19 protein-coding genes are annotated in these 18,840 nt (G+C 70.1%); 8 read left to right on the plus strand and 11 right to left on the minus strand.

The genetic code is table 11. The annotated features are described in order from the left end of the window. Nucleotides 1-24 precede the first annotated feature (24 nt). Nucleotides 25-870, plus strand: coding sequence for a glycosyltransferase (locus tag BLQ91_RS17465; RefSeq protein WP_090097930.1), 846 nt, complete (start codon nt 25-27; stop codon nt 868-870). Here the strand turns inward: BLQ91_RS17465 and BLQ91_RS17470 are convergent. Genes BLQ91_RS17470 through BLQ91_RS17480 form a run of 4 tightly spaced genes read right to left on the minus strand, consistent with a single transcriptional unit; the run spans nt 842 to nt 6,048 of the window. Beyond that, complete coding sequence (locus BLQ91_RS17470; protein ID WP_090097931.1) at nt 842-2,065, minus strand: MFS transporter; 1,224 nt, start codon at nt 2,063-2,065, stop codon at nt 842-844. The two genes, BLQ91_RS17465 and BLQ91_RS17470, sit on opposite strands and share 29 nt — an antisense overlap. Before the next feature lie 7 nt (nt 2,066-2,072). Beyond that, nucleotides 2,073-2,225: a hypothetical protein gene (locus BLQ91_RS41370; RefSeq protein WP_176959799.1), complete on the minus strand. Its 153-nt coding sequence runs from the start codon at nt 2,223-2,225 to the stop codon at nt 2,073-2,075. Then, a complete protein-coding gene (gene asnB / locus BLQ91_RS17475; RefSeq protein ID WP_090097932.1) occupies nt 2,222-4,045 on the minus strand; it encodes an asparagine synthase (glutamine-hydrolyzing) in 1,824 nt (607 codons plus the stop codon). Before asnB ends, BLQ91_RS41370 begins: the two co-directional genes overlap by 4 nt. Nucleotides 4,046-4,047: 2 nt before the next feature. Next, the gene (locus BLQ91_RS17480) at nt 4,048-6,048 is read right to left on the minus strand and encodes a glycosyltransferase (RefSeq protein WP_090097933.1); all 2,001 of its coding nucleotides are present in this window, start codon (nt 6,046-6,048) and stop codon (nt 4,048-4,050) included. A gap of 111 nt (nt 6,049-6,159) precedes the next feature. Here BLQ91_RS17480 and BLQ91_RS17485 point away from each other — a divergent pair, with 111 nt between their 5' ends. Next, nucleotides 6,160-7,491, plus strand: a complete 1,332-nt coding sequence (locus BLQ91_RS17485; protein ID WP_090097934.1) for a glycosyltransferase family 4 protein — start codon at nt 6,160-6,162, stop codon at nt 7,489-7,491. Then, complete coding sequence (locus BLQ91_RS17490; protein ID WP_090097935.1) at nt 7,491-8,795, plus strand: UDP-glucose dehydrogenase family protein; 1,305 nt, start codon at nt 7,491-7,493, stop codon at nt 8,793-8,795. Before BLQ91_RS17485 ends, BLQ91_RS17490 begins: the two co-directional genes overlap by 1 nt. Before the next feature lie 115 nt (nt 8,796-8,910). On the opposite strand, the gene BLQ91_RS17495 is transcribed toward BLQ91_RS17490, so the two are convergent. Continuing rightward, nucleotides 8,911-9,639, minus strand: a complete 729-nt coding sequence (locus tag BLQ91_RS17495; protein ID WP_090097936.1) for a PIG-L deacetylase family protein — start codon at nt 9,637-9,639, stop codon at nt 8,911-8,913. Between the two features lie 34 nt (nt 9,640-9,673). Between BLQ91_RS17495 and BLQ91_RS17500 the strand changes: the two genes are divergently transcribed. Then, complete coding sequence (locus BLQ91_RS17500) at nt 9,674-10,129, plus strand: DUF4231 domain-containing protein (RefSeq protein ID WP_245733563.1); 456 nt, start codon at nt 9,674-9,676, stop codon at nt 10,127-10,129. A gap of 19 nt (nt 10,130-10,148) precedes the next feature. Here the strand turns inward: BLQ91_RS17500 and BLQ91_RS17505 are convergent, their stop codons facing one another. From BLQ91_RS17505 to BLQ91_RS17515, 3 genes are all read right to left on the minus strand, one after another. Then, nucleotides 10,149-11,252 (minus strand): right-handed parallel beta-helix repeat-containing protein, encoded by a 1,104-nt coding sequence (locus BLQ91_RS17505; RefSeq protein ID WP_143022691.1) that lies wholly within the window; start codon nt 11,250-11,252, stop codon nt 10,149-10,151. Nucleotides 11,253-11,523: 271 nt separating this feature from the next. Further along, nucleotides 11,524-12,291: an enoyl-CoA hydratase/isomerase family protein gene (locus BLQ91_RS17510; RefSeq protein ID WP_245733565.1), complete on the minus strand. Its 768-nt coding sequence runs from the start codon at nt 12,289-12,291 to the stop codon at nt 11,524-11,526. A 7-nt stretch (nt 12,292-12,298) separates the two neighbouring features. Beyond that, entirely contained in the window at nt 12,299-13,255 is a 957-nt protein-coding gene (locus BLQ91_RS17515; RefSeq protein ID WP_090097939.1) for a magnesium transporter CorA family protein, read from the minus strand. Between the two features lie 69 nt (nt 13,256-13,324). Here BLQ91_RS17515 and BLQ91_RS17520 point away from each other — a divergent pair, with 69 nt between their 5' ends. Next, nucleotides 13,325-14,650, plus strand: coding sequence for a serine/threonine-protein kinase (locus BLQ91_RS17520; RefSeq protein ID WP_245733567.1), 1,326 nt, complete (start codon nt 13,325-13,327; stop codon nt 14,648-14,650). On the opposite strand, the gene BLQ91_RS17525 is transcribed toward BLQ91_RS17520, so the two are convergent. Both BLQ91_RS17525 and BLQ91_RS17530 read right to left on the minus strand, forming a co-directional pair. Next, complete coding sequence (locus tag BLQ91_RS17525; RefSeq protein ID WP_090097940.1) at nt 14,635-15,501, minus strand: hypothetical protein; 867 nt, start codon at nt 15,499-15,501, stop codon at nt 14,635-14,637. The two genes, BLQ91_RS17520 and BLQ91_RS17525, sit on opposite strands and share 16 nt — an antisense overlap. Next, the gene (locus BLQ91_RS17530) at nt 15,494-15,991 is read right to left on the minus strand and encodes an RNA polymerase sigma factor (RefSeq protein ID WP_143022692.1); all 498 of its coding nucleotides are present in this window, start codon (nt 15,989-15,991) and stop codon (nt 15,494-15,496) included. The genes BLQ91_RS17525 and BLQ91_RS17530 overlap by 8 nt, the downstream gene beginning before the upstream one ends. A gap of 79 nt (nt 15,992-16,070) precedes the next feature. Here BLQ91_RS17530 and BLQ91_RS17535 point away from each other — a divergent pair, with 79 nt between their 5' ends. Continuing rightward, complete coding sequence (locus tag BLQ91_RS17535) at nt 16,071-16,565, plus strand: GNAT family N-acetyltransferase (protein ID WP_090097942.1); 495 nt, start codon at nt 16,071-16,073, stop codon at nt 16,563-16,565. 15 nt (nt 16,566-16,580) lie between these two features. Beyond that, nucleotides 16,581-17,897: a YVTN family beta-propeller repeat protein gene (locus BLQ91_RS17540; protein WP_245733568.1), complete on the plus strand. Its 1,317-nt coding sequence runs from the start codon at nt 16,581-16,583 to the stop codon at nt 17,895-17,897. Between the two features lie 20 nt (nt 17,898-17,917). On the opposite strand, the gene BLQ91_RS17545 is transcribed toward BLQ91_RS17540, so the two are convergent. Further along, complete coding sequence (locus tag BLQ91_RS17545) at nt 17,918-18,106, minus strand: MbtH family protein (RefSeq protein WP_090097943.1); 189 nt, start codon at nt 18,104-18,106, stop codon at nt 17,918-17,920. 113 nt (nt 18,107-18,219) lie between these two features. On the opposite strand from BLQ91_RS17545, the gene idi reads away from it, so the two are divergent. After that, entirely contained in the window at nt 18,220-18,795 is a 576-nt protein-coding gene (gene idi, locus BLQ91_RS17550) for an isopentenyl-diphosphate Delta-isomerase (RefSeq protein WP_090097944.1), read from the plus strand. Nucleotides 18,796-18,840 lie beyond the last annotated feature (45 nt).

Consider the following 18,840-nt stretch of genomic DNA (forward strand, 5'->3'; position numbering starts at 1 on the left):
GGGGTGACCGGAGTAAGGGGAGTCATGGCCGACCACGTCATCCTGACGCGCTTCAACCTGCCTTCGAAGGGCGCCGAGAGCTACGTCCGGGCGAAGGAAGGGTGGCTCACCGAGCGCGTCGCCCTGTTCGAGCGCTACTGCCTGCCTTCGGTGCTGGCGCAGACGGACGAACGGACGCGGTGGCTCGTCTACTTCGACCCCGAATCACCGCAATGGCTCAAGGACAAGATCGCCTCACACGGTGACGCGTACACGCCCGTCTACCGCGCGGAGGTCTCGCGGGAGGAGTTGAGGTCGGACGTCCGGTCGCTCTTCTCCCGGACGAGCTCCGAGCTCATCACCACGAACCTCGACAACGACGACGGCCTCGCCGTCGACTTCGTCGAACGCCTCCGCGCCGCACCCCGCCCGACGACCACGGCGGCGTACTACCTGGTGAACGGCCTGATCAAGTCGCCGGGCGGCCTCTACCACCGCGTCGACCGGCACAACGCGTTCGTGTCGGTCCGCGAGTCGTGGGACGAGCCGGTGACGTGCTGGGCGCACTGGCACAACCGGATGCACCTGCACTTCCCCGTCGTCGAACTGGGCGGCGCCCCCGGCTGGCTGCAGGTCGTGCACGGCGGCAACGTCTCGAACCGCACCCGCGGCCGTCTCGTCTCGCCCGGGCCCTACCGCGCTGGCTTCGGCGCGTCGCTGGACGACGTGCCGGAGCCGGGCTCGCTGGCCGTCGCGCAGGACCGGCTCGTCGACCAGCCGCTGCGGTTCGTGCGCGACTCCGGGCGCGTGGCCGCGAAGAACGCGGCGATGAAGGTGCTGGGCAAGGGCGGCTTCGAGAAGATCAAGCAGAAGCTGGCTGCTCGCGGTTAGTCCCGCAAGCGATGATCAGCGTCACGGTGAGTGCGACGAGCGCCACCGTGACGCCGATGCCGATGCCGGAGTACTGCAGAAGTAGTCCAAAAGCGACGGACGAGACGAGACGGCCCAGCGCCTGTCCCGTCTGCACGACGGACAGGCCGCTCGCCCGCAGCGACTCCGGCGCCGTCTCGCTCACCTTGGCCGACAGCACCCCGTCGGTGGCGGCGTAGAACAGGCCGTGCAGCAGCAGCGCGGCGATCGCCACGCCCTTGCCGCCCTCGGGGATGAACAGCAGCGCGTACACGCCCAGCAGCAACCCGTGCCCGACGAGGAACATCCGCCACCGGCCGAGCTTGTCCGAAAGCTTCCCGAGGGGCGCGGCGGCCGCGAGGAAGACGACCGCCGTGCCGAGCGGGAGCAGGGGCAGGTAGCCCAGCGAGATGCCGGTGGCCTTCTGCACCAGCACGTAGACGAACGCGTCCGAGATCGTCGCGAGCCCGAGCAGCCCGGCCGAGATCGTGGTGCGGCGGAAACTCCGGTCGGTGAGCAGGTCCAGCCCCGCCTTGAACGACGGCCGCGGCCCCTTCGGCTGCTCGGTCTTCGGCTCCCGCACGAACGAGATCAGCACGATCAACCCGATGACCGCGAACGCCGCCGACACGGCGAAGATCGGCCCCGGCACCATCCCGATCTGCGCGAGCAGCAGGAAGGTGATCAGGGGTCCGAGCAGCGCGCCGAACGTGTCCATGCTCCGGTGCACCCCGAACGCCGCGCCCAGCCGGTCCTCGGGCGTGGCGAGCGAGATCATCGCGTCCCTGGGGGCGGTCCGGATGCCCTTGCCCGCGCGGTCGGCGGCCATCAGCGCGCCGATGCCGAACGCCGACGCGCCGGCCAGCGGGAAGAACAGCTTGGTGGCCGCAGACAGCCCGTACCCCGCCGCCGCGACGGCCTTGGGCTTGCGGAACTTGTCCGCGACGCCGCCGCCGACCAGCCGGAGCACCGCCGTGGCACCCGTGTAGATGCCGTCCAGCAGGCCGAACTGCGCGTAGCCCAGCTGGAGCGTGAAGAGCAGGTAGACGGGCAGGAACGCCGTGATCATCTCGGCGGAGACGTCGGTCAGCAGGCTGACCGTGCCGAGGGCGAAGACCGTGCTCGGCAACCGCTTGCGGAAGTCCGCCTTGCCGGGACGGGAGGAGGCGACGTACATGGGTGACCTACCTGCCCTGGGTGTCGGTGGTGCGCGGAGCGGGGTGCGCCGGCGCGCGGCCGGGACGTGGCTCCGCCACCGCGAAGTCCCGGTTGCCCCGGCGCGGCGGAGTGGCGTTCGCGGCCACCGTCCGCCTCGCGGCCGCCCCCACGCCGCTCACCACGCCAGCGTCTGGTGCCACACCTCGAGCGACAACAGCGTCCAGATGCGCGGCTGCTCGTTGCGGTCACCGGAGTCGTGGTCGTCGAGCAGCGCACGCACCGCCGCCCGGTCGAAGGTCTTGCCCACAAACGACGTGGGCCCGGTCAGCAGGTCGTAGGCCATGTCCCGCAGGCCGTCGCGGAACCACGCGTCGAGCGGCACCTTGAAGCCGGACTTGGGGCGGTCGACGACGTCGGCCGGCAGGTGCCGGCGCGCCACCTCCTTCACGACCCACTTGGTCGTGCCGCCGCGCACCTTGACGTTGCTCGGCAGCGAGAACGCGAGCTCGGCGACGCGGTGGTCCAGGAACGGCGGGCGCAGCTCCAGGGACGCGGCCATCGACATGCGGTCGCCGCGCTCCAGCAGGTTGTCAGCGAGCCAGGTGTGCGAGTCCGCGTAGAGCATGCGCCGCAACGCGTCCCCGCGGCCGTCGACGTACGGCGCCAGCACCGAACGCGTGGCCGGGCCGCCCAGCAGCGCTGCCCGTTCGGACACCGTGAAGGGCGCGAACCAGCCGCGCATGCGTTCGGCGTAGGAGGGCTCGGCCAGCGCGCGCAAGGCGATGCCCATGCGTGCCTTCGACGCCGGCAGCGCCTTCTCCAGGCGTCTCAGGGCGAACGAGGGCGCGGCGCCGGCCAGGCGGGTCGGCAGCGCGAAGCGGTACTTCGGGTAGCCGCCGAACAGCTCGTCGCTGCCTTCGCCGGACAGCACGACCTTCACGTCGCGGCGGGCCAGTTCGGCCAGGCGGAAGACGGCCACGTCGGCCGGTTCGGACAGGGGCGCGTCGCGGTGCCAGGAGAGCTTGGCCCAGCTGTCGCGGAAGTCGTCGGCCGTCACGACCACGTTGTGGTGCACGCTGCCGACGAGGCCGGCGACCTTCTCGGCCCAGTGCAGCTCGTCGACGCGCGGGTCGCCGAAGCCCGCGGAGAACGTGTGCAGCTCCGCGTCGCCCCGCTCGCGCGCGACCAGGGCCGTGATCAGCGACGAGTCCACGCCACCGGACAGGTACGCGCCGACCGGCACGTCCGCGACCAGCGCGTCGCGCACCGACGCCGTGAGGGCCTCCTCGACCAGGCGGACGGCCTCGGCGGGCGGCACCGAGCGGATCTCGGACTCGCGCGGCAGCTCCCAGTACGGCTCGACGCGCACGTCGCCCGAGGCCGTCACGACCAGGTGGTGGCCCTGCGGCACCTTCCGGACGCCGCGCACGAGCGTGTACGGCGCGGGCACGCTGCGGTGCGCCAGGTAGTCGTGCAGCGACTCGTGGTCGACCTCGGCGGCGCCGATCGCGGGCAGCAGCGCCTTGATCTCCGACGCGAACGCGAACATCGACGAGTCCGCGTAGTAGTAGAGCGGCAGGATGCCAAGCCGGTCCCGGAACAGGTGCGTCTCACCGGTGGCCGCGTCGTGGATCGCGTACGCGAACTGGCCGCGCAGCCGCGAGACACCGGCGGCGCCGTGCTGTTCGTACAGCGCGAGCAGCACTTCGGTGTCGCCGTTCGTGCGGAACGGGTAGCCGAGCTGGGTCCGCAGCTGCCGGTAGTTCAGGATCTCGCCGTTGAACGCGATCTGCGTCGTGCCGGACGCACCCGCCATCGGCTGCGGCGATCCGGCCAGGTCGATGATCGAGAGCCGGGTGTGCGCGAAGCCGATGGAGCCGTCGAAGAAGAAACCGCTGTCGTCGGGACCGCGGTGGTGCAGCCGCTTCGCCATCTCGGCGAGCAGCTCGCGGGAGACGGGCGCGCCGTCGAACCGCCTGATTCCTGCGATGCCGCACATGGTCAGCGGTCCTCCGCGATCTGCATGAGCTCACGGGCGCGGGAGTCCCAGGAAGCGGTCAGCACGGCCGCGCGGCGCTCGGCGGGGGTCTTGAGGCCGCCGTCCTTGAGCGTCAGGCGGACCTGGTCGATGAAGTCCGCCTCGCCGGACGCGATCCGGATGACGTCGGAGTAGCGCTCCACCTCGGGGAAGTCCGTGGACACCACGGCGAGCCCGAGGGCCAGGTACTCCTTCATCTTGATCGGGTTCGCGTGCTTGATCCAGTCGTTGTCGAGCCACGGCATGAGGGCCACGTCGAAGGCCGAGCCGTAGCCGGGGATCTGCTCGTAGGACCGGAAGTCCAGCCAGTGCACGTTCGGGTACCCGGCGTAGCGCTCCATCGAGCACGTGGCGTCACCGATCAGCACGACGGAGGCCTCGGGGAACTCCCGCGCCACCTTCTCGACCAGGTCGAAGTCGACGAGGTAGTCGTCGAGACTGCCGAAGAACCCGATGCGCGGTCCCGGGATCGAGGCGATGTCCGCCGGCAGCTCGGCGCGGCGGGTGAAGTGGTCGACGTCCACGCCGTGGTCGAGGAAGTGCGCGCGATTCCCCGTCAGCGCGGATTCCTCCTCCTGCAGGGCGCGCGAGACGTAGAGGACGGTGTCCGAATTGGACAGCAGCTGGTCCTCCAGCGCGGCGATCGTGCCCTGGTCGGCCTCGGGGAACGCCGAGTGCCGGTCGGAGCGGTTGAACACCAGGCCCTTGTGCCTCATCGGCTTCACGACGTCCCACGCCGTGGGGATCGTGGCGACTACCACAGGCGTGCCCATCCGCAGGAAGAAGCACACCGCGCGGACCTGCGTGCGCACCAGCACCGAGTTGAGCTTCCGCAGCCACGGCTTGCCGTAGAACGGCAGGGGAGCGGGGGTCATCACGTAGAAGTTCGGCGTCTCGGGGATCGGCTGCCGCACGAGCATCGCAACGCTCTTGGCCTTGCGGAGGATCCGGCGCAGGAACTGCGTGCTCCTGCCGGGCGACGGCATCCGCAGGCCGATGCTGTTGACCAGCAGCACCTTGCGGTGCCTGGCGACGCGGCGCAGCAGCTGGAAGTCCGAGTGCGCCCGGTTGTGGTACCACCAGTCCTGCGCCGAGAAGCACAGGTAGCTCGGCCCTTCGGACGCGACCTCCTCCGGCCACCGGCGCATTCCGAAAAGCCCTCTCAACGCGGCGCGGTGCTTCGGCGAACGCGCGCGAAGTCCTTCGTTCACGATCATCGCGAGCCACAGGAGGAATGCGGCGAACCGCCCGTGCAGCTCTCGGTGCAGGCGCACCTTGTTCGCGGTCAGCATCGACCACAGCCGGGCGTTCGTGGACACCTCGCCGCCGATGTGCGTGACCACCGCGCGCGGCTCGAACCAGACACCGCCCGCGCGCAGCATGTACTCGGTTTCCTCCGAATAGAGGAAATAGCGCTCGTCCAAAAGGCCGTGCTTCTCGATGGTCTCGCGCTTGACCAGCCACGCGCAGCCCGTCGCCCAGTCGGCGGCGTGCGCGCCCTGGTAGGCCTTGTCGTCGGTGACCGTCTCACCCAGACCGAGCGCGCCGGCGCGGCGACCGCCGATCACGGCCTCCGCGAAAGCGCCCAGGACGCTCGGCTTGCGGCGCAGCGAATGCGACAGCGCGCCGTTCTCGTCGACCAGGCGGGGCGCGACGATCGGCTTGTCCGCGGCGCGCAGCGATTCCACGGCTCCGGGGTGCAACCGGATGTCGGCGTTGAGCACGAGGACGTCGTGCCCTTCCGCCGCTTTGATCCCGAGGTTCACACCCGCGGCGTAGCCACCGTTCACCGGACTGCGCAGGATTTCCACGCCGGGGCGGGTGGCGGCCGCCACGGTGCCGTCGGTGGAAGCGTTGTCGACGACGATCACCCTCACACCGCCGGGCAGCGAGTCCAGGCACCCCGCGATGACCTGTTCGCTCTGGTAAGTGACGATGACCACCGCGACAGGTGACCGCTCCACAACCGCTCCTCGCTTTTCGGGCCTCTGCGCCTACATCGAGCGTTGTGCAACCTCCGTTACGAGAGTCGCGGGAGCTGTAACCGTTTCGCCCTCCGGAACGAGAACCAGAACGTGACGTCATCGCCGCACGTGTTGATCATCGTGCAGAACCTCCCCGTGCCTCTGGACCGCCGGGTGTGGCTGGAGTGCCGTGCCCTGACCGACGCCGGGTACGAGGTTTCGGTGATCTGCCCGAAGGGGCCGGGTGATCCCGCCTACCAGCTCCTCGACGGAGTGCACCTCCACAAGTACGCTCCGCCGCCCCAGGCCGAGGGCGCGCTGGGCTACGCGTGGGAGTTCCTGTACTGCTGGGTGCGCACGGCGTTGCTGAGTGTGAAGGTCCGCGCCCGCAGGCGGTTCGACGTCATGCAGGCCTGCAACCCGCCGGACACCTACTGGGCGCTGGCGCTGCTCTGGCGGCTCGGTGGCGTGAAGTTCGTCTTCGACCACCACGACCTCAACCCCGAGGTGTTCCTCTCCCGCTTCGGCGAGCCCCGGGGGATCGCGGGCAAGCTGCAGTACCGGATCTTGAAGTGGCTGGAGCGCAGGACGTTCCGCACGGCCGACAGGGTGACGTCGACCAACACCTCGTACCAGGAGATCGCGTGGACGCGCGGCTCCGTGCCGCCCGAGCACACCACCGTCGTGCGCTCCGGTCCCGACACCACCGTGATGCGGCCTGTCGAGGGCGTGGACGAACTGCGACGCGGCGGCAAACACTTGGTGGCGTATCTGGGAATCATGGGACCGCAGGACGGCGTCGACGGTGTCCTGGAGGTTGCGCGGAGGGTGGTTTTCGACCACGGCCGGACCGACGTCCGCTTCGCGCTGCTGGGCTTCGGCGACTGCCTCGAGGACCTGAAGAAGCAGGCCACGGCCTGGGAGCTCGATCCCTACGTCGAGTTCACCGGACGGGTCGGGCCCGAACAGATCACCCGCTACCTGTCCACGTCGTCGGCCGGACTGGGCCCGGATCCGTTGTCGCCTTTGAACGACGTGTCCACTATGAACAAGACCATGGAGTACATGGCCTACGCGCTGCCGGTCGTCACGTACCGGCTGCGGGAGACCGTGGTGTCCGCCGGCGAGTGCGCCGTGCTGGTCGAGCCGGGTGACGTGGAGGGGTTCACCACGGCGCTGCTCGACCTGCTCGACGACGCGGAACGGCGCGGCCGCCTCGGCTTCGAGGGGCGCCGCCGCTGCGAGGCGGTGCTCGACTGGCGTCCGCAGGCCGAGAACTACGTGGCGGTGTTCGACGGGCTCACCGGCTTCGTCTCGCGCGGCCCGTTCCCCGACGGCAGGCCCGAGCTCGGCGCGGGAACCGACCGGTGGGGCAACAAGATGATCGACGTGAGCGACGACGCCGCGCTCCGCGCGTTCGCCGTGAACCGAACGGGAGAATGATGTTCGTCAGAAGGATCGCTGTCGTCGGCACCGGCTACGTCGGTCTGACCACGGGCGCCTGCCTCGCGTCGCTCGGTCACCGCGTGGTGTGCGCAGACGTCGACGCGGGCAAGGTCGAGCGCCTGTCGCGGGGCGAGGTCGACATCCTCGAACCGCGTCTCGCCGAACTGGTCGCCGAGGGTTTGGCCTCCGGTCGCCTGTCGTTCGTCCTCGGGGCCTCTGCCGCCGTGGCCGACGCCGAGGTCGTCTTCCTCTGCGTGCCCACGCCGATGGGCGTCGGCGGCATCGCGGACCTGAAGGCCGTCGAGTCCGTTGTGGACGAGACGCGGGACCTGCTGCCGTCCGGCTGCGTGATCGTCAACAAGTCCACCGTGCCCGTCGGCACCTCGCTGCGCACCGCGGAGCTGCTGCGCCGCGACGACGTGGCCGTCGTCTCGAACCCCGAGTTCCTGCGCGAGGGCTCGGCCGTGCACGACTTCCTGAACCCGGACCGCATCGTCGTCGGCTGCGACCAGCAGGACGCCGCCGAGCGCGTCGCCGCCCTGTACGCCCGCCTCGGCGCGCCGACGGTGCTGACCGACGCCGCCTCCGCCGAGATGGTCAAGTACGCGGCCAACTGCTTCCTCGCGATGAAGCTCTCGTACGTCAACGCGGTCGCGGAGCTGTGCGAGCGGCTCGGTGCGAACATCACCGACGTCACCGAGGGCATGGGCTACGACAAGCGCATCGGTCAGGCCTTCCTCAACCCCGGTCCCGGCTGGGGCGGTTCCTGCCTGCCCAAGGACACGCACGCCATGCTCCAGGTCGCGGACGCCGCCGACTTCGAGTTCCGCCTCCTGCGCGCCACGATCGACACCAACGAGCGCCAGCGGCAGCGGATGGTCGAGAAGGTGCGCCTGGCCGTCACCGGCAAGCGCGGCGGCTCGCTGTCCCACGTCCGCCTCGGCCTGCTGGGCCTCACGTTCAAGGCGGGCACGGACGACCTGCGCGACTCGCCCGCCCTGGCCGTGGCCGCTCTGCTGAAGCAGGCCGGCGCGGAGCTCGTCGGCTACGACCCGGCCCTGACCGGCGGCACCGACCTCGGCGCGGTGTCCGTTGTGGACGATCCGTACCAGGCCGCGAAGGACGTCGACGCACTCGTCGTGCTGACCGAGTGGCCGGAGTTCCGCTCGCTGGACTGGGCGCGGCTGGCCGAGGCCGTGAAGCAGCCCGTCGTCGTCGACACCCGCAACATCCTGGACCCGGACGTCCTCGGACGCGCGGGCTTCCGGTGCACCTCGCTCGGCCGTCGAGTGTCCGTTTAGGACTGTGGCGGCCCGGCGAGCAGTTCCGCCCCGGTAGCGGGGCGTTCGTGCGGTCCAGGTCCCGGCTGCCGGACGTCCCGTTGCCGCGTGGTCGCAGGCCACGTCCTGCGGCTCGTCACCACCGCGGCAGATCCGGTCCGTGGTGCCTGATGCCGGCGAAGAGGTCCGTCTCCGGCAGGGGAGCGTTCGTCGTGTCGATCGCGCGGATGTAGGACTCGGTCGAGGACCGCTGCCGCGCCGTCAGCTTCCCGATGAGCGACTGGCTCTCGTAGCAGTACATCGCCTTGCGCTTGAGCTCCGCCACCGACGACGTGTCGATCGTCGTCGTGGCCAGGCTTTCGTGCGCCTCGAGGTACAGCTTGGCCGGAATGCCCGTTTCCTTGGCCGCGAGGTGGGCCACCCGAGCCGCGTGCACGTGGTCGCGGTGCTGGTGCGGGTTGTGGTGGTCGTGCGTGACGACCACCTGCGGCCGGTAGTGCTCGATGAGCGCGGCGACCCGCCCCGCCGCCGTCTCGACGGGGATGGAGCAGAACGCCCCCGGCGGCACCTGCCCGGTCTCCCCGGAGTCGTGGTACCCCAACAGTTCCAGATCCGTGACGCCGAGCACGTCGCACGCCGCGAACAGCTGCGCCCTGCGCCTGGTCGCCACCGCCTGCGGGTGGTGGTCGAGATCGCCCGGCTTGATCCCGCCGGGCATGTCACCCAGCTCACCGCTGGTGCACATGACGAGGACGACGCGAACGCCCTGCTGGGCGTAGAAGGCCAGGACGCCTCCCGTCGACCGCGACTCGTCGTCGGGGTGGGCGTGGACGGCCAGCAAGGTTCTCGGTCCATCGAACTGCACGCGGGAAAGCTACCCGGAAACTATTGTGCGGCGCGTGACCGACTTGCCGTCCGGCCTGAAGCCGCTGGAACTCGCCAACCACCTTCTTGGACAGATCACCCGCGGGCACGAGTACGCCCGTTCGCGCAAGCACCGGTTCCGGTGGAAGTCCGTAACTGTCCGACTGACCACTTTGGTGCTTTCGGCGGTGTCGACGATCATCCTCGGACTGCAGAACCTGGACCCGTGGACCGGGACGGCGTTCGCGCTCGTCGCGGTGGTGACCGTGGTGTCCGCCTTGGAGCCGTTCTTCGCTTGGCGGTCTTTGTGGGTGTTGATGGAGGACGCGTCCCACCGGTTCCACCGGCTCGAGGATGATCTTTCGTACTACATCGCGTCCACGCCCACAGGAGAGGTGGACGCCGAACGGGTGCGGGAGATGTTCGAGCAGTACCAGGCCATTTGGGACTCGCTCAGTTCCCGGTGGTCGAGGTCCCGGGACAACGGGTGAGACTGCGGGAGGCCGGCCGTCAGGGGGTGGCCGCCGGCTTCCCCTTGGCGTCCGGAGCGTTCGGGTCGTGCAGGTGGTTCTCCTGCCACACCGCCCACTTGTGGGCGGTGCCGTTCTGGCTCACGTAGGCCGCGCCCCAGCCCGTGCCGGTGAAGCGGTTGTTGATGGACTTCATGTTGCGGCCGTAGCTGTTGCCGAAGCCCGACTCGAGGCCCAGTTGGTAGCCGCCGCCCTCGAGCAGGTTGCCTTCCACGGTGACGTTGTCGATGTCGTTGCCGTAGGTCTGGATGAACAGCGCGCCGGTGTCGTTGCCGGTGGAGCAGTCGATGCGGTTGTTGCGGAACGCCAGGGTGCGGCCCGGGTTCTTGTCCAGCGGGAAGTCGCGGACGGTGGCGCCGTCGTTGTGGGACTCGCCCTCCGAGCGGAGGCCTCGGACGTAGTTGCCTTCGGCCAGGGCGTTCAGGGAGTGGCCGGTGTTGTAGAAGCAGATGCCGGAGCCCATGCCGCTGATGTGGTTGCGTTGCAGCGTGCCGACTCCCAGGAACGCGCAGGAGGCCGCGATGGTCTTGGCAGGGAGGGCCGAGCCGTCGATGTCCGAGTCGCGGATGGTGACCGGGGCACCGGTCACCTGGCACGAGTTGCTGCCGCAGGGGCCATTCGTGGTGATGAGGGGTGCGGTCTCGCCCAGGCGGGTGGGGCGGATGCAGGACTTCTCGACGGTGATGTCGCCCGCGAAGAGGACCAGGGCCTGTTCGACCCGCTTGCCGGAGATCACGGTGCCCGCGGGCGGGGCGGCGGGGCCCGTGTAGAGGGGCAGGGAGTCGCATTTCAGGCCGTGGGCGGCCAGGCCGGTGTTGGCCCGGGTGAGCTTCCAGCCCGGGGTGCCGGTCGGCACGGGGGTGCCGGGGTTCGCCGGGGGCTTCACGGGGCCGTTCGTGGCGGACGCCACCGAGGAACCGGGAGCCGGCGAGTTGCTGCTCGGGGCGGGGGAACTGCTGGTCGTGCCGGTCGAGGTGGCGCTGGTGCCGCCCGCGATCGGTGCCGGTTGGGCCGCCTCGGTCGGGGAGCAGGCGGCCAGCACGACGACACCACCGGTCAGCAGCACGGCCACTCTCAGTTTCACGGCTGGATCCACCTCCACGCGCGTTCACGACGGGGACCGTGAACGCGCTGATTGTGTCGTCGGCCGTTTCGGAATGCGCGTGGAACTCGTGCGACCGAGTTCGCACCGGGGCCTTTGAACGGTAGGCACACTGCACGTGCCGACGTGCGGAGTCAAGCTGATCCCGTTGCGCCGCAACATCATCTTCCCGTTCGGCCGGAATCGACCGGGAAGGGTGGGCAGGCAGATCACGGTTTCATCACCGCGGTATTCGGTTCTCCGATGTGTGAGATCAGCGACCGGTGAACGTCGCGCGGCCGGGACCCTCGGTGAGGAAGCTGTGCACGGCGCGCGGCAGGTCTTCCGTTTCGAACAACCCCGACGCGATCGTCGTGACGTGCGCGTCGGCCTCCGGGACTCCGCCGTTCTCGAAGTGCGCGAGAACCTGTTTGGTCGCGGAATGCGCCTTCGTCGGGCCGACGGCGAGCGCCAGTGCGAACTCCTCGGCGGCCAGCGCGAAGCCCTCGTCCGGGAACACGCGGTTGACGACGTTCCAGCGCTCCAGCTCCGCGGCGCCGTAGAGGTCGCCGGTCATGACGAACTCCTTCGCCCGCGCCACCCCCGCGCGGGCCGCCAGGCGCTGCGTGCCGCCCATCGTCGGCGTCAGGCCCACGACCTTCTCGACCAGGCCGAACCGCGCCGACTCCGCGGCCAGCAGCAGGTCGCACGCCACCGCCAGTTCGAAAGCCCACGTCAGGCACAGGGCGTGCGCCGCGAAGACGGTCGGGATCGGCAGCGCGGCGAGGCGCTGGGGGAGCAGCAGCATGCGGTCGAACAGCCGCTGCGCCTCCTCGCGGTACTCCTGCGCGGCGAACAGCGACACGTCGACGCCGCCCGACACGACCTTGCCCGTGGCGTTGACCAGCAACGCCCGCGCGTCGCCCAGCTCGTCCAGGGCCTCGTGGAACTCCGCGTCGAGGTCGAGGGCGTAGAGGTTGAGCGGCGGCGCGTCGATCGTGATCACGGCGAGCTCGTCGCGGCGGGTCAGGTGGATCTTCAAAACTGGCTCACAACCAATCGCGGCGCTTGAACATCACGTACAGGAAGTAGGAGAGGCCGAAGATACCCAGCGTGGCCACCCAGAAGCCCCACCTCTGCTCGAAGCCGGGATACGGGACGTTCATGCCGTAGTACCCGGAGATCGCGGTCGGCACGGCGATGATCGCGGCCCAGCTCGTCACCTTCTTCATGATCGAGTTCAGCCGGTTGCCCTGCACGGCGACCTCGGCCTCGCGCAGGTTCGTGACCAGCTCGCGCATCGACTCGGTCAGCTCCGCGATGAACAGCGTGTGGTCCTTGACGTCGAGGTAGTACGGCATCATCACGTCGTCGACGAGCTCGTGCTCGCGGTGCAGCAGCGACCCCAGCACCTCGCGCATCGGCAGCGCGGCACGCCGCAGCTGGACCAGGGCGCGCCTCAGCCGCAGCGCCTCGCGGCCCACGTCCGGCTTCTCGTCGTAGATCCGGTCCTCGAGGTCCTCGATCGCGTCGTCGAGCTGCTGCGCGGCGGCGTAGTGGCCGTCCACCAGGTCGTCGAGCAGGCCGTGCAGCAGGAACCCGATGCCCGCGCCCGCCAGCGTCGGCGCGGCGTCCCAGCGGCGCTGCACGCCGGCGAGGTCGTAGTCCTCGCTCTCGCGCACCGTCACCAGCGCGTTCCGGGTCACGAAGATGTCGACCTCGCACGTCTTGAGCTCGTGCTCCTCGTACCGGACCGCGTAGACGGAGAGGAAGAGGTGGGTGGGGTAGCGGTCGACCTTCGGGCGCTGCCGCTCGGCGAACGCGTCCTCGATGGCGAGCTCGTGCAACCCCAGCTCGTCGCGCAGCAGAGCCGTCTCGGCCTCCGACGGGGCGCACAGGTCGAACCACACGACGGCGGACGGGTCCCGGAGGTGGTCCGCGACCTCCTCGACCGGGAAGTTCGAGTCGACGAGTTCGCCGTCGCGGTACAACCTTGTCCGACCCATGGGTGATTAGCGTACGTAGATCTACTCAGATGTGAGGTTTCGGCCCGACTTCCCGCTACCCTCGAACCGGTGAAGGTGGACCAGCCACAGCGCATCGGCGACTACCTGCTCCTCGGCAGGCTCGGCCGTGGTGCCATGGGAACGGTCTACCTGGGACAAGGCAGCGACGGGCGGCAGGTCGCCGTCAAGGTCGCCCGCGCCGAGCTGGCCGACGACCCGCGCTTCCGCGAGCGGTTCCGCCGCGAGGTGCAGATGGCCCGCGCGGTGGGCAGCGCCGGCACGGCGGCGGTCGTGGACGCCGACACGCGCGCGCCGCGGCCGTGGATGGCCACGGAGTACGTGCCGGGTCCGACGCTGCAGGAGGCGATCGAACGCCACGGCCCGCTGCCCGAGCACCACCTGAGACGACTCGCCGAGGGACTGGCCGAGGCGCTCACCGCCATCCACCGCGCGGGTCTCGTCCACCGCGACCTCAAGCCGTCGAACGTCCTGCTGGGCGCGGACGGGCCGCGTGTCATCGACTTCGGCATCTCGCGCGCGATGGAGCACACGGCGCTGACGGAGACCGGCATGGTCTTCGGCACACCGGGCTTCCTCTCGCCCGAGCAGATCACCGGCCAGGAGGTCGCGTCCCCGAGCGACGTCTTCGCGCTGGGCGCGGTGCTGGTCTACGCCGCGACGGGCAGGGGCCCGTTCGGCGAGGGCCCGACGGCGACGCTGCTCTACAAGGCCGCGCACGGCGAACCGGACATCGACGGCGTGCCCAAGGCGCTGCGGCCGCTGGTGCAGAAGTGCATGCACCGCGACCCGGCCAAGCGCCCGGAGCCCGCCGAGGTCACCCGGATGCTCGCCCAGGTCACCACGCCCAAGCCGCCGACCACGAAGATGCCCGCGCCGATGACGCCCGCGGCGGCGACGTTCTCGACGTCGCGGTTCGTGCCGATGGCGTGGGGCGGGCTGAACCTCGCCGTGGCGCTGCTCGCCGCCGCGATCGCCGATCCGGCCGCCCGGGCCAACGGCGCCACGCAGCTGCTCGCGCTGGCCGCGTTCTGCGTGCTCATCGTGCGCGCGGCGCGGTACTTCAGCGCCGCCGCCCGTCGCAAGGTCGTCATCGAGATCAGCCGCGAGGGCATCGCGACGACGCGCAACGGCAAGTTCCACCAGTACTGGTGGTACGAGCTCGCCCGCGTGCGCGTGGTGCCGCACAAGAAGAGGCCGTGGGTCGTCGTCTGGCTGAAGGACCCGGCGCCACGCCGCTTCTTCGGCGCGCACCACGGCGGTGTGCGCGTGTTCCCGGTCGCCCACGAGCGCACCAGGAGGCGGCGCGAGCGCGACGTCGCCGAGCTGCGCGCCGCCCTGGCCTGGTACCTGCCCCGCTCCTACGACGGCCGCTGATCGGTCCACTCGTAGGTGACGGTGGTCGACTGGAGCACGGTGCCCGCCGGCAGCGCCCTGCCCGCGACGACCTGGCGTTCCTCGTAGCCGGTCACCTCGCCCGTGCTCGGGTCGAGGGTGAACGACGCCTTGCTGCCGTCCGCGGTCACCATGCCGTTGTCGTAGCGGACACCGGGAATCGCGGCGAGCTGGCGGTACAGCACCGCCTTGCGCTCGTTCGTGGTGAACGGTGAGAGCAACGCCGACGACCCGGAACCGATCGTCTCCGCGGGGTTCTGGCTCAACGGGTTCAGCAGGCTCGTCTCGTGGCACGGCGTCGTCGGGCAGACCGTGCCCCACATCAATGGCCCCGTGTAGACCTTGCTGAAGTCGTACTCGGCGGCCATCGCGACGCCGGGCACCGGACGCGTGCGGCCGGTGGGCCTGCGGTGGGTCTGCACGTGCTGGCCCTTGGCGGTCGGCAGCCAGACCTCGACGACGAACTCCGACTGCAGTGCGGTCGTCGTGCCGTGGCCGGTGATCGAGAACGTCTCCCACGTCTCGTACTTGATGTGCTTGTACTTGCCGCGCGGCTGCGACCGTTCCAGCAACGCCGCGGCCTCGGCGAGGTTCGTGGCGGGCGCGGTCGGCATCTCGGCGACGTCCGGGGCGGACCGGTCCGGGCGCAGGAACACCACGAGCCCGGTGATCAGCACGACCGCCACGACCGCCGCCGCGACGCCCGCCCAGTTGCGCGAACGGGGCCGCGCCTTCTCGGCGAAGAGCTGCTCGCGCAGGCGGGCCAGGCGCACGTCGTCGCTGCCCCGCACCGGGTACAGCTCCGCGAGGTCGTCGTCCAGCAGGTCACGCATGGCGGAGCTCCAGTTCCTTCAGCTTGGTGCGCAGCCGGTGCAGGCGGGACCGGGCGGTGGCGGGGTTCATCGCGAGGGCCTGCGCGGCCTCCTGCACGGTCAGGCCGGCGAGCGACACGAGCAGCAGCAGGTCGCGGTCCGAGGTCTGCATCCTGCTCAGCTCGCCGGCGATCAGCCTCAGGTGCGAACGGGCGACGATGCGGGTCACGACCGTGTGCTCCAGCGACTCGGCGACCCCGAGGTCGACGCCGTAGCGCTCGGCGGTGCGCAGCAGGCGGGTCTCGCGCTTGGCGTGGCCGCGCAACAGGTTCGTGGCGATGCCGTAGAGCCAGCCGACGACGCTGCCCTTCTCCGGGTCGTAGCTCTCCTTGCCGCGCATGGCGGCGAGGAAGGTCTCGCTGACGAGGTCGTCAGCCACGTCGACACCGACCCGCCGCGCCAGATATCGGTGCAGGGGGTGGGCGTGCTCGTCGAACAGCTCCGCGAACATCACGCCCCCAGTTGGCTTTTCGCGGTGTCGGTGTTGCAGTGATCTGAATCACAGTGGACGGGCTTCCGATGATGGTCCCATGACCACCTGGACCGTGACGGCCGCCGACGCCGCGCGTTCGCCGCTCAACCGCGAGTACAACGCCGAGATGATCAGCCGCTACTGGGGCCGGCCGGCGAACGACGCCGAGATCGACGCCTACGAACGCGACGAGCAGGACCACGACGTGCCGGTGTTCCTAGTGGCGTCCCGCGACGGCGACGACGCCGGGTGCCTGGGCATGCGGTTCCTGACCGGCGACGTCGGTGAGCTGACGCGGATGTTCGTGCGCGAGCCGTTCCGCGGCAAGGGTGTCGCGTCGGCGTTGCTCGCGGCGATGGAGGCCGAAGCCCTGCGACGCGGCATCACCGTGCTGCGCCTCGACACCCGCAAGGACCTCGTGGAAGCACGCACCCTCTACGCGAAGCACGGTTTCGTCGAGATCGAGCGCTACAACGACGCCGAGTACGCCGATCACTGGTTCGAGAAGGCCCTGGAGAGGCTAACGCCCGCTCCGCCGGTCGCGATGACCTGAGAAGGTCGGGATGACGTGCGCCAGGAGGCACTGAACATGCGGTTGCGCCCACTGGTGACGGCTGTTGCCGTCACCGCGGCACTGGTGGTGGTGAACCCGGCCGAGGCGGCCCCCGCCGGCCGGGTTCTGGGTTACGTCGCCAACAACGGCGGCGGGGTGTCGGTCATCGACACCGCCACCAACGCGGTGTCCGAGACGATCGCGGACAGCGGTGGCACCTCGCCGTACATGGCAGCGGTCGCCTTCGACGGCACCCGCGGCTACGTGACGAACTCCGTGCAGAACACGTTGACGGTCATCGACACGCCGACCAACACGGTCGACAAGGCCGTCCCCGTCGGGTCCCACCCGGCGGGCGTCGCGGTGGCGCCCGGTGGCGGCTTCGCCTACGTCACCAACTACCTCGACGGCACGGTCTCCGTGGTCGACACGGCCACCCTGGCGGTCACCGCGACCGTCGCGGTCGGGTCGAACGCGGACGGCGTCGTCGTCACGAAGGACGGTTCCGCCGTCTACGTCACGCACGACGTCCCCGGGCCGGGCAAGGTCTCGGTCATCGACACCACGTCCAACTCCGTCGTCGCCACCGTCCCGGTCGGCAACGCGGCGACCGCCATCGCCGCCTCGCCGGACGGCACGCGGATGTACGTGGTGAACAAGGGTTCGGACAGCGTCTCCGCCATCGACGTGGCCACGCGCACCGTCGTCGGCACCGCCGCCGTCGGCTTCACGCCGCACGGCATCGCGTTGACGCCGAACGGAACCCGCGCGTACGTAACGAACAGCGAGTTCGACACGGTCTCCGTCGTGGACCTCACGACGATGACCGAACTGCGGAAGGTCGTCGTCGGCGACCGCCCGATCAGCGTGGCCCTCACGCCGGACGGTGCGTCCGCCTACGTCACGAACTTCAACAGCAACACGGTGTCGATCATCGACACGGCCTCGGACACGGTCACCGGCACCGTCGCCGTGGGCCGGCGCCCGGTGGGCATCGCGATCGGCTTCGTGCCGCCCGCCACGTCGAAGCTCGTGTCCGGCACCGCCGCGCTGCAGTTGCGGCTCCTCGGTTTCACGGTCCGCGGTCTCAACGCGACGCTGACCGAGAAGCACACCGGGGGGCCGATCGCCGGTCAGCGGGTCGTCTTCCGCACGGTGAAGGGCAACCCGCTCTGCACCGCGACGACCGACTCGTCCGGCAAGGCCACCTGCGACGCCCAGGCGTCGCTGCTGATCGGCCTGTCGACGCTGCTGCAAGGCTTCACGGCGTCGTACGCGGGCAGCAACGAGCACGGCGCTGTCTCGTCGCACGGGTACATCAGGTTGCTCTAGCTATGTGGGGCTGCTTGTCGTTAGGCGGCCATCGGCACGTCGGCACGGAGCGCGTCCACGTAGTCCGCACAGGACTGCTTGGACGCGACTCCGTGGACGACCTGCCAGCCTGCCGGCACCTGCAGCACCGCGGGCCAGATAGAGTACTGGCCCGCCGGGCTGACCAGCACCAGGAACATGGTGTGAGCCTGAGCGAACGGGGATGTCATGACCCCAGAGTGACCTGCGCCACCTAGGAACCCGCTATCCCCGCGCTGGAGCGTTCACCCGGACGCTCGTTTCCCGATCCCGGTCCGGGTGTGATTACGTGGTGCGCGTGACTGTGGAACAGGTAGTGCTCCTGGCCGAGGACGGCTCCGCCATCGGCGTCGAGGACAAGGCAGTGGTGCACCACGCGGACACCCCGCTGCACCTGGCGTTTTCCAGCTACGTGTTCGACTCCGCCGGCAACACGCTGCTGACGCGCCGCGCGTTGCACAAGAAGACGTTCCCCGGTCTGTGGACGAACACCTGCTGCGGCCACCCGCTGCCGGAGGAGGACATGGCGCAGGCCGTGCTCCGCCGCCTGCGCGACGAGCTGGGCCTGCGGTGCTCTGCCCCCGAACTGCTGCTCCCGGCCTTCCGCTACCGCGCGGTCATGGACGGCGTCGTCGAGAACGAGATGTGCCCGGTGTTCCGCGTGCTCTGCGACGACGACGCGGTGCCGAACCCCGACGAGGTCGACTCGGTGGAGCGGGTGCCGTGGACCGAGTTCGCCGCCTCCGTGCTGGACGGCACGCGGGAGATCTCGCCGTGGTCCCGGCTGCAGGTCGCCGAGCTCGTCGAGCTCGGGCCCGATCCGCTGGCGTGGCCCGTGGCGGGCCGGGCCGGGCTGCCCGCGGCCGTGCGGCTGGGGTGAGCCGGGTCGGAATTCGCGGACGCGCGTCACGCGGAACCGGAAGCC

Origin of the sequence: Lentzea jiangxiensis, assembly GCF_900104175.1 — a bacterium.
In the GTDB taxonomy this organism is placed as follows: Bacteria; Actinomycetota; Actinomycetes; order Mycobacteriales; family Pseudonocardiaceae; genus Lentzea; species Lentzea jiangxiensis.

What these genes read in the sequence shown, in the direction of transcription:
- BLQ91_RS17465 (WP_090097930.1), top strand. Translation starts at nt 25, where the DNA reads ATGGCCGACCACGTCATCCTGACGCGCTTCAACCTGCCTTCGAAGGGC.
- BLQ91_RS17470 (WP_090097931.1), bottom strand. Translation starts at nt 2,065, where the DNA reads ATGTACGTCGCCTCCTCCCGTCCCGGCAAGGCGGACTTCCGCAAGCGG.
- asnB (WP_090097932.1), bottom strand. Translation starts at nt 4,045, where the DNA reads ATGTGCGGCATCGCAGGAATCAGGCGGTTCGACGGCGCGCCCGTCTCC.
- BLQ91_RS17490 (WP_090097935.1), top strand. Translation starts at nt 7,491, where the DNA reads ATGTTCGTCAGAAGGATCGCTGTCGTCGGCACCGGCTACGTCGGTCTG.
- BLQ91_RS17515 (WP_090097939.1), bottom strand. Translation starts at nt 13,255, where the DNA reads ATGGGTCGGACAAGGTTGTACCGCGACGGCGAACTCGTCGACTCGAAC.
- BLQ91_RS17525 (WP_090097940.1), bottom strand. Translation starts at nt 15,501, where the DNA reads ATGCGTGACCTGCTGGACGACGACCTCGCGGAGCTGTACCCGGTGCGG.
- BLQ91_RS17530 (WP_143022692.1), bottom strand. Translation starts at nt 15,991, where the DNA reads ATGTTCGCGGAGCTGTTCGACGAGCACGCCCACCCCCTGCACCGATAT.
- BLQ91_RS17535 (WP_090097942.1), top strand. Translation starts at nt 16,071, where the DNA reads ATGACCACCTGGACCGTGACGGCCGCCGACGCCGCGCGTTCGCCGCTC.
- BLQ91_RS17545 (WP_090097943.1), bottom strand. Translation starts at nt 18,106, where the DNA reads ATGACATCCCCGTTCGCTCAGGCTCACACCATGTTCCTGGTGCTGGTC.